The organism is Acutalibacter sp., from assembly GCF_056800975.1.
Map to the genome: position 1 here is coordinate 1 of NZ_JBQISV010000042.1, position 17,289 is coordinate 17,289.

15 protein-coding genes and 1 riboswitch are annotated in these 17,289 nt (G+C 59.6%); of the genes, 4 read left to right on the forward strand and 11 right to left on the reverse strand.

Translation table 11 applies throughout. The features are described 5' to 3' along the window. The 7 genes from ACTO5E_RS06255 to ACTO5E_RS06285 all read right to left on the reverse strand — a co-directional run. A partial coding sequence (locus tag ACTO5E_RS06255; protein WP_482302499.1) for an RNA polymerase sigma factor region1.1 domain-containing protein occupies positions 1-267 on the reverse strand: 267 nt, incomplete at its 3' end. Between the two features lie 186 nt (positions 268-453). Then, complete coding sequence (gene dnaG / locus ACTO5E_RS06260; RefSeq protein WP_482302501.1) at positions 454-2,226, reverse strand: DNA primase; 1,773 nt, start codon at positions 2,224-2,226, stop codon at positions 454-456. A 406-nt stretch (positions 2,227-2,632) separates the two neighbouring features. Continuing rightward, positions 2,633-3,628 (reverse strand): deoxyguanosinetriphosphate triphosphohydrolase, encoded by a 996-nt coding sequence (locus ACTO5E_RS06265; protein ID WP_482302502.1) that lies wholly within the window; start codon positions 3,626-3,628, stop codon positions 2,633-2,635. Between the two features lie 510 nt (positions 3,629-4,138). Then, positions 4,139-4,768, reverse strand: a complete 630-nt coding sequence (locus tag ACTO5E_RS06270) for an IMPACT family protein (protein WP_482302504.1) — start codon at positions 4,766-4,768, stop codon at positions 4,139-4,141. Between the two features lie 73 nt (positions 4,769-4,841). Beyond that, complete coding sequence (locus tag ACTO5E_RS06275; protein ID WP_482302505.1) at positions 4,842-5,138, reverse strand: DUF2087 domain-containing protein; 297 nt, start codon at positions 5,136-5,138, stop codon at positions 4,842-4,844. A 12-nt stretch (positions 5,139-5,150) separates the two neighbouring features. Further along, the gene (gene rpmE, locus ACTO5E_RS06280; RefSeq protein ID WP_482302506.1) at positions 5,151-5,351 is read right to left on the reverse strand and encodes a 50S ribosomal protein L31; all 201 of its coding nucleotides are present in this window, start codon (positions 5,349-5,351) and stop codon (positions 5,151-5,153) included. 94 nt (positions 5,352-5,445) lie between these two features. Continuing rightward, a complete protein-coding gene (locus tag ACTO5E_RS06285) occupies positions 5,446-5,652 on the reverse strand; it encodes a helix-turn-helix transcriptional regulator (protein WP_482302508.1) in 207 nt (68 codons plus the stop codon). Positions 5,653-5,824: 172 nt separating this feature from the next. Between ACTO5E_RS06285 and ACTO5E_RS06290 the strand changes: the two genes are divergently transcribed. Beyond that, the gene (locus tag ACTO5E_RS06290; RefSeq protein ID WP_482302509.1) at positions 5,825-6,391 is read left to right on the forward strand and encodes an SHOCT domain-containing protein; all 567 of its coding nucleotides are present in this window, start codon (positions 5,825-5,827) and stop codon (positions 6,389-6,391) included. 49 nt (positions 6,392-6,440) lie between these two features. Here ACTO5E_RS06290 and ACTO5E_RS06295 read toward each other — a convergent pair whose 3' ends face one another. The 3 genes from ACTO5E_RS06295 to ppdK all read right to left on the reverse strand — a co-directional run bounded on the left by ACTO5E_RS06295 (position 6,441) and on the right by ppdK (position 11,891). Continuing rightward, positions 6,441-7,397: a glycosyltransferase family 2 protein gene (locus ACTO5E_RS06295; RefSeq protein WP_482302511.1), complete on the reverse strand. Its 957-nt coding sequence runs from the start codon at positions 7,395-7,397 to the stop codon at positions 6,441-6,443. A 12-nt stretch (positions 7,398-7,409) separates the two neighbouring features. Next, positions 7,410-8,930 (reverse strand): hypothetical protein, encoded by a 1,521-nt coding sequence (locus ACTO5E_RS06300; protein WP_482302512.1) that lies wholly within the window; start codon positions 8,928-8,930, stop codon positions 7,410-7,412. A 330-nt stretch (positions 8,931-9,260) separates the two neighbouring features. Continuing rightward, the gene (ppdK, locus tag ACTO5E_RS06305) at positions 9,261-11,891 is read right to left on the reverse strand and encodes a pyruvate, phosphate dikinase (protein ID WP_482302514.1); all 2,631 of its coding nucleotides are present in this window, start codon (positions 11,889-11,891) and stop codon (positions 9,261-9,263) included. A 579-nt stretch (positions 11,892-12,470) separates the two neighbouring features. Here ppdK and ACTO5E_RS06310 point away from each other — a divergent pair. Genes ACTO5E_RS06310 through ACTO5E_RS06320 form a run of 3 tightly spaced genes read left to right on the forward strand, consistent with a single transcriptional unit; the run spans position 12,471 to position 15,282 of the window. Beyond that, positions 12,471-13,592 (forward strand): helix-turn-helix domain-containing protein, encoded by a 1,122-nt coding sequence (locus ACTO5E_RS06310; RefSeq protein WP_482302515.1) that lies wholly within the window; start codon positions 12,471-12,473, stop codon positions 13,590-13,592. Then, a complete protein-coding gene (locus tag ACTO5E_RS06315; protein ID WP_482302517.1) occupies positions 13,589-14,497 on the forward strand; it encodes an ABC transporter ATP-binding protein in 909 nt (302 codons plus the stop codon). The genes ACTO5E_RS06310 and ACTO5E_RS06315 overlap by 4 nt, the downstream gene beginning before the upstream one ends. Beyond that, positions 14,494-15,282 (forward strand): ABC transporter permease, encoded by a 789-nt coding sequence (locus tag ACTO5E_RS06320; protein ID WP_482302518.1) that lies wholly within the window; start codon positions 14,494-14,496, stop codon positions 15,280-15,282. Before ACTO5E_RS06315 ends, ACTO5E_RS06320 begins: the two co-directional genes overlap by 4 nt. A 523-nt stretch (positions 15,283-15,805) precedes the next feature. On the opposite strand, the gene ACTO5E_RS06325 is transcribed toward ACTO5E_RS06320, so the two are convergent. Beyond that, the gene (locus ACTO5E_RS06325; protein ID WP_482302520.1) at positions 15,806-16,375 is read right to left on the reverse strand and encodes an ECF transporter S component; all 570 of its coding nucleotides are present in this window, start codon (positions 16,373-16,375) and stop codon (positions 15,806-15,808) included. 187 nt (positions 16,376-16,562) lie between these two features. Beyond that, a riboswitch (FMN riboswitch) is annotated at positions 16,563-16,726 on the reverse strand. Positions 16,727-17,289 lie beyond the last annotated feature (563 nt).

Here is a 17,289-nt window from a genome sequence, read left to right on the forward strand (position 1 = left end):
GTCGATGGAGACGCCCTCGCCTCCCTCCATGTCCGCAATCTCCCCGGCCTTGGTCAGCTCCGCGTCGTCCAGCTGCATGTCGTCAAAGTCCTCGACGATCTCCACGCCCTGGCTTTCCAGGGTGTCATAAAACTTTTCTATCTGCTCCGGGTCAAAGTCCAGCTCCCCCAGCGCGTCCAGAATCTCCTTGGTGCTCAGCTGCCCCTTGGCCTTGCCGATCTCCACCAGGTCCTTGATCACGGTCTTCTTGTCCGGCTGTGCGCTCATCTACGCCACCATTCCTTTCTTTGTCCCCAACTATGTATGCCATGACTGCCTGCATTCTTCCGGGCTGTTGTTATCGTTCCTACCTCTGAATGATATATTGATTGCCTTACCGCCGTTTTGCCGGCCCAAGCCTGTCCCAGTCCAAAAACAGCGGCGTGGCTTTTGGGGGACAGGCCCCCTGCAAAATCAGCTTTTCTTCTCGCGCAGGGACTGCAAATAGGCCATCACATCCCCATCGCTGGCGGCTTTGACCCACTCGGCGCCTCCGCAGGTCCCCTCCTGCAAAATAATGTCCACATATTCCCGCACGTCCCGCCCTGTGCTGGGGGCCTCTGCCCGCCGGGCCAGCATGCCGCTGAGCTCCCCCACTTCCCCAGCGGTCAATACCCCGCTCAGGCTGTCCAGGGTCACCGGGCCATGTATAGTTTTGCCCAATATGGCGGCGTATACTCTGCGGTTCAGGGCGGTCACGAACTTTTCCGGCGGCAGCAGCTTTTTCAGCACCTCCGCCTTGTCCTGGTGGCGGAACAGATACTCAATAAAGCCCTCCTCCGCCAGCGCGGCCCGCATGTTCTCCTTTTTCTCCGGGTTCAGGCTGTTCTTCAGCTCCACTACCTCCGGCTGAGAGTAGACCATCTTTTTTTCTTCCTTAGTCTGTTCCTTATGAGAAATTCTGCCCACAGTTTCCAGTATTCTACGAGGATCCACCCGGGCCTCCTCAGCCAGCTTTCTCGCATAGATGTCCAGCTCCAGCTTCTCGTTCCTGGGAATCTTTGCCAGCACCTGCTCTGTAGCCTCGCCAGCATACCGCATACGGCCCTCCTCTGTGTCCAGGTCAAACCTCTCCCGCAGCAGCCCCAGCTGATACGCCACATCCGTATCGCTCTTTTCCAGCAGCTGCTTAAAGCGCAGGGGCCCGTCCTTTCCATAGTTCCGCATAAACTCGTCCGGGTCCTTGCCACCGGGCACAGTGACCACCTTTACCCGCAGTCCCGCGTCCCGCAGCATAGGGATGGCCCGCTGCGTGGCCTTCTGCCCGGCCTGGTCCGCGTCGTAGCAAATGACCACCTCGTCGGCATAGCGTTTGAGAATGCGGACCTGCTCCTCTGTCAGCGAGGTGCCCAGAGAGGCGATGGCGTTCTGGAACCCCGCCCGATGCAGGGCGATCACGTCCATATAGCCCTCGGCCAGAATCAGCTGGCGGCTGTCCGTGTTCTTAGCCAGGTTCATGGCAAACAGCCCGCTGCTCTTGTGGTAGACCGGGGTGTCGGAGGTGTTGATGTACTTGGGCTTCTCGTCGGTGAGAATGCGGCCCCCAAAGGCCACCACATTCCCCCGCAGGTCGAAGATGGGAAACATCACCCGCCCCCGGTAGCGGTCGTACAGATTCCCCTTCTGGGACACCCGGGCCACGTCCGCCTGGGTCAGCTCTTCCTGGGTATAGCCCTTTTTCCGCAGGTGGTTCACCAGGCCAAAGCCGCTCTCAGGGGCATAGCCCAGGCCAAAACGCTTGATGATGGCCCCGTCCAGCCCCCTGCCCCGGAAATAATCCAGCCCGGCCCTTCCCTCCGGCGAGGTCAGTGTGCGGTAAAAGAACCGCCCGGCCTCCCGGTTCACCTCCAAAAGCCGCATGCGCAGCCTGCTGAGGCCGTCGTCCCGGCCGTTCTCCGGCAGCTGCAGCCCGGCCCGCTGAGCCAGCCACTTCACCGCCTCAATAAAGTCCAGCCGCTCAATTTCCATAATGAAATTGACGACCCCGCCGCCCTTGCCGCAGCCAAAGCAGTAATAGGAATTATTCCCCGGGTAAATGTTGAAGGAGGGGCTTTTCTCATTGTGAAAGGGGCACAGCCCCACCAGGTTTTTCCCCCGGCGTTTCAAGTTCACATAGCTGGGGGCAATCTCCTCCAACCGGCTCCTGTCTTCCAGCTCCCGGATAAACTCGGGAGGGATCATGGGCATAGGGCTCCCTCCTTTCCCGTCTCAGACCCCAGGCCTGTCCTGCCGCGTTCTCTGACCTTCCGGGCCTGCGTAAAAACGCAAAAGCTCCTGTCACATTGCCCAAAAGCAGCCGCTGCCCGCGTCGAAAGCCCAGCCAATCCAGTCCACAGGCCTGCGCCTTCTCCCTGGTGTCGTCCGCCTTCGGAGCATCATCTGTCATCTTCTCCATTTTCAAACAAGCCCTGAGGTGTGTTCCCACAAGCAGCATATGGGGACTCTGAAGCTAATCTTTGCCAGATGTCAGACGGTAATTCACAGAGCCGCTTGCAGCTTTTACGCGCCTTGCGCACTTCCAGAATTTTCAAATATCTGCCTGAGCCAGCCCTGCCATCTCAAAGGTCCCGTGCGAACACGGATGGGTCACACCTTAGTTATTCCAGGCCTTGGGGATGAACAGCTCCCGGTATATGGCCACCGCGTACCGGTCGCTCATGCCAGCCACATAGTCTGCCGCGGCAGTCTCCCAGCCCTCCTCCTCCCCAATCCGGCGCAGGTACTCCGGCAGGTTGTCCGGCTTTTTATAGTGCTCATACAGGCTGGCGATAATGTGGGGCACCTTCTTCTCCTCGCTTTTGGCGTACTCATTGCGGTAGACGGCCTCATACATAAAGCTGTGCAGCTGCTGATAGGCCTCAAAGGTCTCCGGGTCCATGTCGATGACACCCTCCCGGCTGTTGGCCACCACCGAGCTGATCAACGTGGTAATGCGGGGGGTTTTGCCGTTTCCCAGCCGCTGGGCCGCGTCAGAGGGGATGTCCTCCTCCCGGAGTACTCCCGCCCGGACCGCGTCGTCAATGTCGTGGTTAATGTAGGCGATCCGGTCTGCCCAGCGCACTATGCGGCCCTCCGCCGTAGCGGCCTCGGGGCCCTCGGTGTGGCAGGCAATGCCGTTGAGCACCTCCCGGCACAGGTTCAGGCCCTGGCCCTCCTTTTCCAGCCGGGCGGCCACCCTGGCGCTCTGCCGGTAGTGCTTGAAGCCTCCGGGTGCCAGCTGGTTCAGGGCCCGCTCTCCCGCATGACCAAAGGGGGTGTGCCCCAGGTCATGGGCCAGGGCGATGGCCTCGGTCAGGTCCTCGTTCAGCCGTAGGGCCCGGGCAATGGTGCGGGCAATCTGGGACACCTCCAAAGTGTGGGTGAGCCGGGTGCGGTAGTGGTCTCCCTCCGGGGAGAGAAAGACCTGAGTCTTATGCTTCAGCCGCCGGAAGGACTTGCAGTGAATCACCCGGTCCCTGTCCCGCTGGTAGGCGGTGCGCAAAGGACACTCCGCCTCTGGCCGGGCTCTGCCCTGGCTCTCCTCCGACCGGGCGGCCCAGGGCGCCAAAGTCTGCCGCTCCAAGCTCTCCAATTCCTCTCTCACTGTCACAAAGCCGCGCCTCCCTTCTTTTTCCTTATAACCATATATACGCAGGCGGCGCGCAAAATACTTTTTCACCGGACAAGTTTTCTTCCGCCGGGCATATCTCAAGAAAAACCTCCTGTATAGAGGGGTCTGACAGGGTGTCAGCTTGGGTTTTGTTGACTGCAAACCTACTGCCTTTCCAGCAACGTCTCTGTGACTGGTTCTATTTGCGGCGGCAGCCTTTGGCGGGCGATTGACCCGTATGGAGATACCGCACACGTCGTTTTGCGTGGGCGGCGGTTCGGCGGCTCTTTGCTCACAAGACTTGCCCTGCGGACAAGTCTTGTGAGCCCGGCCACCGAGGGCAGCGGCAGCGCCCCACCCCGCCCGCCCCCAAAGCTTAGAGACAAACGGCATAGTCAAACGTCCCGCCGGGACGTTTGACTACCCTCCCGCGTTAAGGGTACTTTTTAACGCCAAGATCTTGAGGCCAATGCCCTCTGCTTACAGAAGCTTTCCACCTTTTACCAGAGCTCAGTCCTTCAGTGCAAAGGGGAAGTATCCCTTTCCCCTCTCTGTCAGCCCGGCGCGGCCCGCGGTGGCGTCTGCCAGACGGCGGGCCAGGTCCTCCCAATGCTCCGGCTCCATGCGAAAACGCACCGTCACCTGCTCCAAAAACTTCGTGTCCTCCACCAGGCCCCCACACTCCGGCACCAGGCCCTGCACCCGGCCATAGCTCTCATATCCGCACAGTACCTGGCCCAGCAGGCACTCCTTCATGCGCACCTTCTCCGCCGCCTCCATGGCTATGCTGGCCGTGTGGGAGTAGGCCCGGATCAGCCCCCCGCCTCCCAGCAAAATCCCCCCGAAATACCGGGTGGCCACCACCACAGCGTCTGTCACCCCCGCCTTTTTCATGGCCTCAATCACCGGGATGCCCGCCGTGCCCTGGGGCTCTCCGTCATCCGAAAACCGCTGAATATTCCCCTCCCGGAGAATGTAGGCATACACATTGTGAGAGGCGTCCCAGTACCGGCTCTTCTTCTCCGCAATAAAGGCCAGGGCCTCCTCCTCTGTCTCCACCGGCCTGCATGACCCGATAAACCGGGACTTCCTCTCTACAAACTCCGCTGCGCCCGCCTGCCGCACTGTAATATACTCCACTTGACGCCCTCCCCATCCGGCACAAAAAAGACGGCGTAGCCTACGCCGTCTTCCTTTATGGTCATGTGATCCCTTATTGCTCCTCCGGCTCCGCCCCAAGGTCCGCCTGGGGACGCGCTGCCAGCCGGTAGCTGCGCCCATAGGGGTCCCGGTCCAGAAACCGGCAGTCGAACAGAGCCCGCCGCAGGGTGGCCGGGTCCCCGAAGGTATGCCAGCACAGCAAAAGCTCGTTGACCTCCCTCTCGGTATAGGTCCGCCCCGGCTGGAACTTCTCCGCCAGATAGGCAAGAGCCTCCTGCCGCATGCCCCGCCTGGCCGGAAGCTTCACCAGCCTGCCGTCTCCGTCCAGAAAGTTTTTCAGCTGCTTCATGGCCCGAGCCGCTTACTTCAGGCCATAACGCTTCTTGAACATATCCACGCGGCCGCTGGTATCCACCAGCTTCTGCTTGCCCGTAAAGAACGGATGGCATTTGGAACATATTTCGACTTTGATGTTCTTCTTCGTGGAACGGGTATGGATCACGTTCCCGCAGGCGCAGGTAATGGTGGTCTCATGATAGTCGGGATGTATATTCTCCTTCATCGCTCGTTTTCACCTCTTTGTGGTCAAATATGTTTGCATTATACCACGGTCTGACGGAAAATGCAACCCCCAGTTTTTCCTCTCTCAGGGCCTCCTAGTCCCGAAAGTCGAACAGCTCCCTGGGCTTGATGCCGAACACCTCGCACATCTTAAAGATCAGGTCCATGGACACCCCCACGTTCCCCAGCTCGATGGCGCTGATATGGCTCCTGTCAATATCCAGCAATTCTGCCAGCTGCAGCTGCGTGACGCGCAGTGCTTTCCGATAATAAACAACATTCAATCCAAACTTTTCATACATAGCCTTATATTCCTGTCGCAACACAATCACCTCTCCCATGATTCTATGTTCAGAAGAGGCCATAATAAACCTTGCACCAGCCACCTTATGTTGTTGACACAAGTCAAATTATGTGTTACCATGTCTACGCAAAGATTCTTACCATAATTTGCGCGCAAATTGGGGGATATAAATGGAAGAAAAAGTCATTGCGGAGGGAATACCCAGCAACACGAAAAAACGGTTCGGCAGCATTTTGATGCTGGTTTCCACCTGCGTCTTCATCCTGTCGCTGGGTCTGACCTATGATGCCGCCGCTCTGAACGCATGGATCGACCCGCCCCTGTTCCCTATTAACATTCCGGCAATCGTCGCGGTTATTTGCATCCCCTGTGCATTCATCGGACGCGTCTGCTCAAAATCAGCCCAACATATCACTGTCACAAACCGGCGCGTCTTCTGCACAACGACCCTATGGCTTTGGTCCATGCACCGGGTAGACCTCCCGCTGGATTCCATCACGGCCATAGAAAGGAAGTACAAAGCCGTTTCCATCTCCACTCCATCTATCCACCTCACGTTTGGAGACATCAAGAATCAAAATGAGATCTATGACGCACTGACCGCACTGCTCCTGGAACGCCAAACCGCAGGGAAAGCCCCTGCCGGGGAGCTCAAACAATACAAGGAGCTGCTGGACAGCGGCGTCATCACCCAGCAGGAGTTTGACGACAAAAAACGCCAGCTGCTGGGCCTGTAAAACGCAAAGAAAGCATCCCCGCAAGGATGCTTTCTTTTTTTGTTGACGCTTACGGCCGCCCCTGCCGCTCCTCCTGCCTGCGCTGGTACTCCCGATGAATCTCCATCAGCCGCATCTCAAAATCCTGGCGGTTCTTCTGGTTGATGGTCTCCAAAATCAGCCCCGAGAAAAACGCCTGAATGGCCGCAATGGCCGTAAAGCCGCACACAATCAGGGTGGGCTGGTTGGGCACCAGGCCGGTAGAGAGGTAGTGGGCAAACACCGGGATAAAGAATCCCAGGCTCAGCGCCAGCAGCACCAGGGCCAAAGCCCCGAAAAAGGCAAAGGGCTTGTAGTTGCGGAACAGCTTGCCAATGGTTTTCAGCACCTTCACCCCGTCAGACACCGTGTTCAGCTTGCTCTCGCTACCCTGGGGCCGGTCCCGGTAATGAATGACCACATTTTCGGTGCGCATGTTCTTGTCCACCGCGTGAATGCTCATCTCCGTCTCAATCTCAAACCCCTTTGACAGCACCGGAAAGCTCTTGACAAAAGCATAGCTGAAGGCCCGGTAGCCGGTCATAATGTCCTTGATATTGCTCTTAAACAGCAGGTTGATGCTCCACCGGACCAGGCTGTTGCCCATATTGTGGAAGGGCCTCTTGTTCTCCTCAAAATAGGTGGAGGACAGCCGGTCTCCCACCACCATGTCCGCCTGCCGCTCCCGCACCAGGGCGATCATCTCCCGGGCATATTCCGCCGGGTAGGTGTCGTCCCCGTCGGCCATGATATAGCACGCCGCGTCAATCTCCCGGAACATCCGGCGGATGACATTGCCCTTTCCCTGGGCATATTCCCGGCGCACCACAGCCCCATGGGCCCGGGCCACATCGCCGGTGCCGTCAGTGGAATTATTGTCGTACACATAGACCACTGCCTCAGGCAGCTCCCGTTTAAAGTCGTCTACCACCTTGCCAATGGTCTGGCTCTCGTTATAACAGGGAAGCAGCACCGCAATCTGGTCCATACACAGCCCTCCTCACAGCAAACCGAATGTAAGCACCCGCTGGAACATGTCCAGATATGCCGGATACTCCATGGTAAAATTATGGTCCCAGGGTACGCACCACAGCAAAAAGCACTGGGCCATGGTGACAAACCCGGCCAGGGACAGAACAAAGCCCCATTTTCTCCGCCCGGGCTCTCCCTGGCTCTGTAAAAACAGGCCAAAGCACAAAAAGCACAGCAGCCCCACCAGCCAGTAAAGGTCTCCCCGGTAGCGTTCCGTCAAAAAGGGCGACATGCCCACCTGCGCCAGGGTAATGATCAAAGGCAGCGTCAGCAGCGTCCACCAGAGGCCCTGAAAGCCGCTGTCCCGCAAACCCTGCCGGGTCCCGCGGCTGGCCAGACACCCCGCAGCCAGCAGGCAGATGGGGAAATTCCCCACCACCGAGCTGTGGCCGATATAGGGGAAGCTCCCGGTGGGCCGGGCGACATAGAAGAAGTTCTTCACTGTCTCCTTCACCAGCCGCCCCAGGCTCACCTGAGAGAACAGGCTGCCATAAGCGCTCTGGTCCGCCACCGTGAGCTGATAGCTCTGGCCGAACTCAAAGGGGCTCTCAAACCGGACATAATTGTAGGCCATCAGCCCCGCGCCCACCAGCACATAGGGCAAAAGCACCAGCGCGGTCTGCCCCAGCAGCCGCCAGCCCAGCCTCTTCCCCCTGACATAGTAGGCGAACAAAGGCACTGCCAGCAGATTGGCCAGAGCCACTGTGGGCCGGCAGCCAAAGGCCAGAGCCCCCAGCAGACTGCCCAGCGTCCCCAGGGCCAGAGAGGGGCCCTCTCTGTGCCCGCCCCACACCGCCTGGGCAAAAAAGAACAGACTCCACACCTCCACGCACAGGGCCGAGGAGATGGCTGTGCAGTACTGGGCCGGGGCGGCGGAGCAATACCACACGCTCATCAGACTGAACGCCCCCCACAGAGAGAAAAACACCGACAGGGGCATGTCCCTGAAAAACCTTTTTGCCAAAAACCACAACAAGGCCAGCATACCCCCTATAAACAGCGCGGTAAACACCTGGGTGCCGTGGTAGGTGGTCAGGGGCGTCCCGGTCACCACCCGGTAGGGCAAAAACAGCAGCAGCACCGGCGCCACACCAAAATACATATAGTAGCGCCCGTTATAAAAGGCGTGGTCCCAGTGGTACTCCACCCCCAGCTCCGCCCGGGCCTTGGGGTCATAGGGGTTCTCCATTTCCAGCAGACGGGGGTCCATGTCCCCATAGTCCAGGTCAATCCGCCCCTGTAGGAAGGACTCCGCCAGCTGCTCATACTGCACCCGGTGGCCGGGGTTTTCCCCGTTCCAATAGGGCGAAAGGCCCATGGGCAGCACCGCCAGCAGGGCCAAGGCCAGGGCCAGCGCCGCTGCCAGGCACTTCTCCCAGCGGCCCGCGCCGCCTATGGTCCTGCCGCCAAGCCAAGAGCCCGGCCGCACCCCATACACCGCCCCGGCTCCCGCGCCGAACACCAGGCAGCTGGTCAAAATATATTTCATTTGCTCGGGCTGACTCTCCGGCGCACTGCCCCGGGGAACGCCCTTCCCTCCTGACTGAAAGGTTTTAACGCGCTTCGGCAGGTTTCCGGCCCCTCCCGGGGCAAAGCCCCCAGGCGCGGCGGGTATGTGAAAGACCGCAGGCTGCTTTTCAGGTCTTGGGGGACAGGCCTGCCGGCGTCCGCCCTGCGCAGCCGTGGGGACAGCCCCACACAGCAAGTGGGGCGCATCCCATCCATCCGCCGGGATACGCCCCACGTTCTCCTCATGGCAGGCCCTGCCCCAGCCTCATCCGCCGGGCAAAGGCCCTCTCAGGTCCTGAGAAAACCGGTCTTACTTGCTCTTGATAGCAGCCTGCGCCGCAGCCAGACGGGCGATCGGCACCCGGAAGGGAGAGCAGGACACATAGGTCAGGCCCACGTTGTGGCAGAACTCGATGGTAGTCGGGTCGCCGCCATGCTCGCCGCAGATGCCCAGCACAATGTCAGGGCGCACAGACTTGCCCTTCTCCGCAGCCAGCTTCACCAGCTGGCCAACACCCTCCTGGTCCAGGCGGGCAAAGGGATCGTTCTCATAGATCTTCTGCTCATAGTAGCTGTTCAGGAACTTGCCCGCGTCGTCGCGGCTGAAGCCGAAGGTCATCTGAGTCAGGTCGTTGGTGCCAAAGCTGAAGAACTCGGCCTCCTCCGCGATCTTGTCCGCAGTCAGCGCGGCGCGGGGGATCTCGATCATGGTGCCCACCTTGTACTTCAGGTCAGCGCCGGCCTCGGCGATGATCTTGTCAGCGGTCTCCACCACGGTCTTCTTCACGAACTTCAGCTCCTTGATCTCGCCCACCAGGGGGATCATGATCTCAGGCACGATGTGCCAGTCGGGGTGAGCCTTGTTCACGTTGATAGCGGCCTTGATGACAGCCTCGGTCTGCATCTCGGCGATCTCCGGGTAGGTAACGGCCAGACGGCAGCCGCGATGGCCCATCATGGGGTTGAACTCATGCAGGCCGGAGATGATGGCCTTGATGTCCTCCACTGTCTTGCCCTGGGTCTGGGCCAGCAGCTCAATGTCCTTCTCCTCAGTGGGCACAAACTCGTGCAGCGGGGGGTCCAGGAAGCGGATGTTCACATGCTTGCCCTCGAGAGCCTCGTACAGCTTCTCGAAGTCGCCCTGCTGCATGGGCTCCAGCTTGGCAAGAGCCGCCTTGCGCTGCTCCACCGTGTCAGAGCAGATCATCTCCCGGATAGCCGCAATGCGGTCCGGGTCAAAGAACATGTGCTCGGTGCGGCACAGGCCAATGCCCTGAGCGCCAAAGGCCACAGCCTGGGCAGCGTCCTTGGGGGTGTCGGCATTGGTGCGCACCTGCAGGGTGCGGTACTTGTCAGAGAGCTCCATAATACGGCCAAAGTAGCCGCCCTCGGTAGAGGCGGGCACAGTGGGGATGGCCTCGCCGTAGATGTTGCCGGTGGTGCCGTCCAGGGAGATATACTCGCCCTCATGATACTCGCGGCCGTTCAGGGTGAACTTCTTGTTGGCCTCGTCCATCTTGATAGCGCCGCAGCCAGACACGCAGCAGGTGCCCATGCCCCGGGCCACCACAGCGGCGTGGCTGGTCATGCCGCCCCGCACGGTGAGGATGCCCTGGGAGTAGTGCATACCCTCAATGTCCTCCGGAGAGGTCTCAAGGCGCACCAGCACTACCTTCTCGCCCTTCTCGCCCAGCTCCACCGCGTCCTCGGCAGTGAAGACAATCTTGCCGCAGGCAGCTCCGGGAGAAGCGGCCAGCGCAGAGGCCACAGGAGTGGCGGCCTTCAGGGCGGCGGCGTCAAACTGGGGATGGAGCAGAGCGTCCAGCTGCTTGGGATCGATCATCAGCAGGGCCTCTTCCTCGGTCTTCATGCCCTCGTCAATCAGGTCGCAGGCAATCTTGATGGCAGCGGCGGCAGTACGCTTGCCGTTGCGGGTCTGCAGCATGTAGAGCTTCTCGTGCTCCACAGTGAACTCCATGTCCTGCATGTCCTTATAGTGGTCCTCCAGGGTCTTGCAGATGCCCTGGAACTGCTCAAAGGCCTTGGGGAACTTCTCGGCCATCTGGGCAATGGGCATGGGAGTGCGCACGCCGGCCACCACGTCCTCGCCCTGGGCGTTGGTCAAAAACTCGCCCATCAGCTTCTTCTCGCCAGTGGCAGGGTCACGGGTAAAGGCCACGCCGGTGCCGCAGTCGTCGCCCATGTTGCCAAAGGCCATCATCTGCACGTTAACGGCAGTGCCCCAGCTGTAGGGGATCTCGTTCATGCGGCGGTACACATTGGCACGGGGGTTGTCCCAGGAACGGAACACTGCCTTTACCGCGCCCATCAGCTGCTCCTTGGGGTCGGTGGGGAAGTCGGAGCCGATCTTCTGCTTGTACTCAGCCTTGAACTGCTCGGCCAGGTTCTTCAGGTCGTTGGCGTCCAGCTCGGTGTCCTGGGTCACGCCCTTTTTCTCCTTCATCTGGTCGATGAGCTCCTCAAAGTACTTCTTGCCCACCTCCATCACCACGTCGGAGTACATCTGGATGAAGCGGCGGTAGCAGTCGTAAGCCCAGCGGGGGTTATTGGACTGCTGGGCCATCACCTCCACGACCTCCTCGTTAAGGCCCAGGTTGAGGATGGTATCCATCATGCCGGGCATAGAGGCCCGGGCGCCGGAGCGCACAGAGACCAGCAGGGGGTTTGTCTTGTCGCCGAACTTTTTGCCGGTGATCTCCTCCATCTTGCCTACGTACTCCATGATCTGCGCCTGAATGTCGTCGTTGATCTTCCGGCCGTCCTCGTAATACTGGGTGCAGGCCTCGGTGCTGATGGTAAAGCCCTGAGGGACCGGCAGTCCCAGCTTCGTCATCTCGGCCAGGTTCGCGCCCTTACCGCCCAGCAGCTCGCGCATGGAACCGTCGCCTTCGCTGAACAGGTAAACATACTTGTGGCTCATTGGTAACAACCTCCTAAAGAATGTTCAACCGGAATCAAAATCACATCTCTCCGATTACACACTGATTATACCAAGAATTTCCGAAAAATTCCATAGGAAAGGCAAAGAAATTCAAATTTTTTTTGCAGTTTTCGTTTTGCGGGGCTGACCGCGGGAAAAAATGGGCTTTTTTCTTCATGATGCCGCTATACAGGAGCTGGACGCCGGCGGCGGAGAGGTCACCCACGCCGATTTGTTGAGAAAATAGCAGGATAACAGCAAAGATAAGCTCCCAATTGGGGGGCTTTTTTTGCTTTGTCTCTACATCAGTTGCCTGTCAAGCAACTTTTTCAACCAAAATCCCCTGACGCTCCCTTGCCTTTCCGGAGGAACCGGCCTATACTATAGAATATCAGGACCCGTATTTACAGCCCCCACGCCGGCTGAGCACAGCCTCCTTCCTCCCGGACCGCGTCAAAACGCCCGGAATACGGCAAGGATTTAGCCGCTGTGAACCTCCACGCTCTCTTTCCCTGCCGGGCAGAAATGTCCCGCGCCCATCCGGCGGCTGTGAATACAGGCTTCAAGCGAGGTGAATGTATGCAAGAAATCAACATTGGCCAGGCCATTCTGGAAAACCGCCGCAGGCTGGGAGTCACCCAAGACCAACTGGCGGACTTTGCCGGGGTGTCCAACACCGCAGTCTCCAAGTGGGAGACCGGCGCCACCTACCCGGACATCACCCTGCTCCCCAGGCTGGCCTCCTTTTTTCATGTGACCATTGACCAGCTCATGGACTACCAGCCCCAGCTGTCCACCCAGGACCTGCGGCGGCTCTGCCAGGAGCTGGTAAAGGACTTTGCCGCCCGCCCCTTTCCCCAGGTGATGGACCGCTGCCGGGAGCTGGCAAAAAAATACTGGGCCTGCCCCCGGCTGCTGCTGCAGCTAGGCAGCCTCTATGTCAACCACTGTTCTCAGGCAGGAGAGCCGGAGGCGGTCCTCGCCACTCTGGAAGAGGCCCTGCCCCTGCTGAGCCGGGTGCAGGAGCTGGGGGGCAGCGCCTCTCTGCTCAGCCAGGCCCTGGGGCTGCAAGGCTTCTGTCTGCTGCGGCTGGGCCGGGGAGAGGAGGCGGTTCAGCTGTTGGAGCCCCAGGTCAGCCTGCGGCTGTGCCTGGAGCCCCTGCTGGCCGAGGGCTATCAGATGACCGGCCAGCCGCTGCAGGCCCGGCGGGTTTTGCAGGCAGGCATGTACCAGACTGTGCTGGAGCTGCTGAGCCAGCAGCTGGCCTACCTCCGGCTCTGTCCGGCAGAGGGCCCGGCCTTTGAGGAGACCCTTTGCCGCCTGCTGGCAGTGGCGGAGGCCTTTCAGCTGGACCGCCTGCACCCGGGCTTTCAGCTGTCCCTCTTTCTGACCGCCGCCCAGGAGTGCCTGCGCTGCCGCCAGCCGGACAAAGCCCTGAAGCTGCTGGAAAAATACCGCCGCCTGGCCCTGTCGGACATCTACCCCCTGAGCCTGAAGGGAGACAGCTATTTTGACCTGCTGGACAGCTGGCTGGAACAGGAGCTGACCCTGGGCAGCCAGCCCCCTCGGGACGAGGCGGCGGTGCGCCGGGACATTTTTCATACTCTGGCTGAACACCCGGCCTTTGGAGAGCTGGGGGAGGACCCCCGCTTTCAGGAGCTCCTGCACAGCCTGGAAAGAGAAGGGAGAAAATATTTATGAACGCAGTCGCCATGAACGGCCTGACCAAAGCCTATGCCGGCGGCAAGCTGGCAGTGGACGCTGTGAGCCTGACCCTGGAACCCGGAGAGGTGTTCGGTTTTTTGGGGCCCAACGGCGCGGGAAAGACCACCACTGTCAAGCTGCTGGAAGGGATGCTTGCCCCCAGCGGGGGCTCCTGCAGGGTGTTTGACACAGACCCCGCCCGGGAGCCGGAGAAGGTCCACGCCCTTTCTGGGGTGGTGACCGAGCACGCCCAGATGTATGACAATCTCACCGGTATGCAGAATCTGCTGTTTTTCGGGGACCTTTACGGACTCTCTGTCACCGAAAGCCGCAGCCGGGCCGGGGAGCTGCTGGCCCAGCTGGAGCTGGCGGAGGCCAAAGACCAGCGGTTGGCTACCTACTCCACTGGTATGCGGCAGCGGCTGTCTCTGGCCCGGGCGCTGATGCACCGGCCCAAAATCCTGTTTCTGGATGAGCCCACCTCTGGCCTGGACCCGGAGAGCGCCCAGAATGTCCACCGCCTCATCCGCAGTCTGGCAGAGGAGGAGGGGACCACTGTGTTTCTGTGCACCCACCAGCTGCGCTACGCCCAGGAGGTCTGCACCCGGTATGGGCTGATGGCCCAGGGGCGGCTGCTGGCCCTGGGCGCTCTGGACGCTTTGCGGGAGGCCTCTGGGCAGGGGATGACAGCGCGGGTGCGGGCCAAGGCCGCGCCAGAGAGCTTTGCTCCTTTTCGCGCCGCGCCGGAGGAATACCTGCTCCCCCTTTCCTCAGAGGACCAGCTGCCCCAAATCGCCCGCAGCGTGATAGAAAACGGCGGCGAGCTCTACCAGCTCTCCACCCAGCTGCCCAGTCTTGAGGACGTATACTTCGCCCTCACCCAGAAGGAGGCCAACCTATGAGCCGCTCTATGCTTGCCATTATCAAAAAAGATATCCAGGGCATTACAGCGAACAAGCGTATGCTCTCCGTTCTGTTCATCGTGCCCCTGGTGCTCACCATTTTTATCCCCAGCATGTTCCTGCTGCTGACCCATTTTATACCAGAGCAGCAGGCCGAGCTGACCCGGCTGGTGGAGATGCTGCCCGTTTCTGTTCAGGGCGAGCTGCCTCTGCGGGTGCTGGCCGAGCTGCTGCTCAACTACCTGATGCCGCCGTTTTTCCTGCTCATTCCCATAATGACCTCGTCTGTCATGTCTGCCACCTCGTTTGTGGGCGAAAAGGAAAAGCGCACCCTGGAAACCCTTCTGTACTGTCCCCTGTCGCTGGGACAAATTTTCAGAGCCAAGGTGTGCGCGGCGTTTTTTCTCAGCATAGCTGTGTCCGCCGTGTCCTTTGGGGTCATGCTGGCCGTGGTAGAGGTAGAGAGCTGTTTGCTTGGGGGCTCTCTGGCCGCGCCGGACTGGAAATGGCTGCTGATCCTGCTGCTGGTGTCTCCGGCGGTGTCGCTGATTGCCATTACCTTAATCGTGCGCTTTTCGGCCAAGGCCCAGAGCGTGGAGGACGCCCAGCAGGGGGCGGTGTTCCTCATTCTGCCGGTGCTGTTTTTGTTTGTGGGACAGTTCACGGGGGTGCTGCTAATCAGCGGGTGGCTGCTGCTGGGGATTGGGCTGGTGTGCGCGGGCCTGGCGGCAGTGCTGCTGCGGCGGGCCATGGGAAGCTTCCACTATGAAAAGCTGCTAAAGTAGGTGCAGGTCAAAAATTATGCGATCCAGGGACAGAGCCTGCGAGTTCACTTCGTGAGCTTAGCCGCCGGAGGCAACCTTGACCTAAAAAAGGACGGCGCAGAAGCAAAAGGAGCGAGGCGCTGACCTCGCTCCAAACTCTCAGCACAGGACAGGAACCAGCAGCGCCGCCGTCGACTTGCCAGAGGCAAGCCTAGCACGGTCGACCGCAGGAAGACCAGCGGACGGTTAAAGAGCTGCAAACTCAGAGGAAGCAGCTTGCCGCTACTCCTGTCAAGATAGGTTGACAAAAAAAGGTTTACTTTTTCTCCCAGCGGCCTGTTCGCAGCCGGTCAATTCAGAGAACCCAGCCCAGCGAGCGCAGACGCGCGGCCCTTGCGCGGCTGCGGAAGGTTTGCGGAGCAAAGCTTCTACGGCTTGCGGAGCAAGACGGCGAGCGCATGATCTGCGGCCGGTCCATTCAGAGGGAGAAGCCCCTCCTTTTCGCCCTCACTGAGAGAAGCCGCAACAAAAACAATACTGCTTTTCAGCTCTTCCCCTTCAACACAGGCGAAATGCGTTTGTAAATCAAAAACGTCACACCCACGCTCAGCATCGCTTTCACAAACGTAAAGGGTATGTTGAACCACACCAGCGCGTCCATCAAGGTCTGCACATTGGGGTTAATCGCCCGGTACATGTCCAGAATGGCCTCCATAGGCATAAGCATGGCGTAAAAGGGGTAAGTAATGAAATAGTTGCTGGGCAGGCTGGCCAGGGCCATCAGCGCTGCTCCTGCCAGCGAACCCAGCAGCGCCCCTACCCGGTCCTTACGAAACCGGTAGACAAGCCCAGCCGGCAGCACAAAGGCCGCGCCCAGCAAAAAGTTAGACAGCTCCCCCACGCCGCCGGTGGTGGTCACCAGCAGATGCACCAGGTTTTTAATAAGGCATACCGCCACCCCGCTGACAGGCCCCAGGCTAAAGGCCGCAATCAGCGCTGGCAGCTCCGACAGGTCCAGCTGAATAAAGCTGGGCATCAGCGGCACCCGAAAGGCCACAAACATCAACGCTGCCGACACGGCCCCCAGCACGGCGGTCACCGCCAGCTTTCTCACTCTTCCCCTCTTGAGAGAACCCCCATCCAGGCTGATTTTCTCTTTGACATTTTGCATTGCTACGCACCCTTTCCGAGTTCAGATTTTGGCAAAGGTCCAGACAAAAAGCCCCCGGCGCATTGCCAGGGGCTTTGTTTCGGCAGGATACGGCACGGCAAAACAAGGCCATAACCGCCCAGGCTTGCCGTGGGATCTTCTACCATCCGGACTGGGGGGCCGCGCCAGCTGCACAGCCCCTTTCACCGTCGGTACCGGAATTTCACCGGTTCGGCGAAGCACGGGCGCTGCCGCCCTGCTTCGTTCGCAGACTTTACTGCCGGTCAGGAATTTCACCTTGCCCCGAAGACCATTTGCTGCTATTATTATAGGGGGACTGGGGGAGAATGTCAAGAGGAAGAAATTATAATATTGCTTTTGTTTCTTTTGGGGTTTCGACTTCTTAAATATAACACTTCTTTTTCTTTGCTCCGGCTTCCCTCGACAGAAACACCAACAATCTACGCCCCCCGCAAATCAGGACGCTCGGAAGCTTTTGCTTCGCAAACCTTCCGCACCCGCGCAAAGACCGCGCGTCTGCGCTCGCTGGTTCCCCTGTTCCGCAGGCAGGTCGATTGTGGAGCAGGGGACTTCTCCTGACAGAAGTACCGGCAAACTGCTTTCTCCTACATTTACAGCTCTTTGACCGTCCGCTGGTCTCCCTGCGGTCGACCTCGCTAAGTTCGACTTGCCTGCGGCAAGTCGACGGCGGCGCAGTCTTACCCCGTCCCAAACTTGGTTGAGGGAGTAACCTCGTACCTCGCTCCTTTGTTTACTGCGCCGCCGTTTTAAGGTCAAGGTCGTGGGGCTCTGCCCCACACCCTGCAACCTTTGAAAAGGTTGACGAAACTTTTCCTTCGCGCAGCCTTGTTTCTGCT

What these genes read in the sequence shown, in the direction of transcription:
- ACTO5E_RS06300 (WP_482302512.1), bottom strand. Translation starts at nt 8,930, where the DNA reads ATGAAATATATTTTGACCAGCTGCCTGGTGTTCGGCGCGGGAGCCGGG.
- dnaG (WP_482302501.1), bottom strand. Translation starts at nt 2,226, where the DNA reads ATGCCCATGATCCCTCCCGAGTTTATCCGGGAGCTGGAAGACAGGAGC.
- ACTO5E_RS06310 (WP_482302515.1), top strand. Translation starts at nt 12,471, where the DNA reads ATGCAAGAAATCAACATTGGCCAGGCCATTCTGGAAAACCGCCGCAGG.
- ACTO5E_RS06275 (WP_482302505.1), bottom strand. Translation starts at nt 5,138, where the DNA reads ATGAAGCAGCTGAAAAACTTTCTGGACGGAGACGGCAGGCTGGTGAAG.
- ACTO5E_RS06295 (WP_482302511.1), bottom strand. Translation starts at nt 7,397, where the DNA reads ATGGACCAGATTGCGGTGCTGCTTCCCTGTTATAACGAGAGCCAGACC.
- ACTO5E_RS06290 (WP_482302509.1), top strand. Translation starts at nt 5,825, where the DNA reads ATGGAAGAAAAAGTCATTGCGGAGGGAATACCCAGCAACACGAAAAAA.
- rpmE (WP_482302506.1), bottom strand. Translation starts at nt 5,351, where the DNA reads ATGAAGGAGAATATACATCCCGACTATCATGAGACCACCATTACCTGC.
- ACTO5E_RS06315 (WP_482302517.1), top strand. Translation starts at nt 13,589, where the DNA reads ATGAACGCAGTCGCCATGAACGGCCTGACCAAAGCCTATGCCGGCGGC.
- ACTO5E_RS06320 (WP_482302518.1), top strand. Translation starts at nt 14,494, where the DNA reads ATGAGCCGCTCTATGCTTGCCATTATCAAAAAAGATATCCAGGGCATT.
- ppdK (WP_482302514.1), bottom strand. Translation starts at nt 11,891, where the DNA reads ATGAGCCACAAGTATGTTTACCTGTTCAGCGAAGGCGACGGTTCCATG.
- ACTO5E_RS06285 (WP_482302508.1), bottom strand. Translation starts at nt 5,652, where the DNA reads ATGTATGAAAAGTTTGGATTGAATGTTGTTTATTATCGGAAAGCACTG.